Source organism: Moraxella equi (genome assembly GCF_002027555.1).
Classification (GTDB): Bacteria; Pseudomonadota; Gammaproteobacteria; order Pseudomonadales; family Moraxellaceae; genus Moraxella; species Moraxella equi.
On sequence record NZ_MXAP01000153.1, the window covers coordinates 1 to 831 of the forward strand.

General features: G+C 37.1%; 1 pseudogene. It reads right to left on the bottom strand.

Annotated elements, in window-relative coordinates:
- Window positions 1-12: 12 nt before the first annotated feature.
- Window positions 13-831: pseudogene (locus B5J93_RS12355) on the bottom strand (IS5 family transposase).

The window sequence follows — 831 nt, forward strand, 5'->3', positions numbered from 1 at the left end:
CCCCTCTCCAAACTACCCCAACTCAAAATTATAAATCCCAGAAATCAGATTTACTCTTAGCCCAAATCTTTTTCTGCGTTGCGGTGGCGACATGATAAGATGTTAAAACGCTTGAGTTTTCCAATGATGTGTTCATTGGTTACTCGCTTAGATGATAATTTACGGCTTGCTTTTTTATCTATTTTCGTTAAAGGTTTGAGTTTTGTCTTTTTCTTGGGTAATTGGCTATTTGCATGAGCTTGTTGTATGCCCTGATAGCCTGAATCTGCTTGGATTAAAACACTTTGTTTGGTTGTGATTTTTGATAATTGGTACAATTTAAAGTCGTGTGTACTACCTTTGCTAAAATGGGTACACAGTATTTTCCTACTCTTTTTATCAACAACAATTTGTGCTTTTAAAGTATGGCGTTTCTTTTTGCCTGAGTATTGTTGTCTTTGCTTTTTTAGGGCGTTCTATGGGTACTTCTGTAGCATCAATGAGAATGGTTTCAAGCTCATTGTCTTGCCATAGGGTTTTTTTACTTGGCAAAGCAAAGTCTTTGTGGATGATAAGTATGCTTTCTACCCATTGAATTGCTTTACAGACAGCACTTTCGGTCATACCAAAGTCTTGGGCTATGTGAAATTGACGGCGGTATTCTCTGTAGTGGTTTAGGGTTATCATCAGTTTGTTTTCTAAACTGATTTTCGCTTTTCTACCACCTTTTCTGTGTTGTTCGTTGTAAGCTTCTTGAAGTATAGATAGCATGTGTTGATAGGTGGCTCTTTTTATACCAAAGTATCGTTTAAACTCACTGTCGCTTAGTTTTTTAGCTTGCTTGGGTGTCAT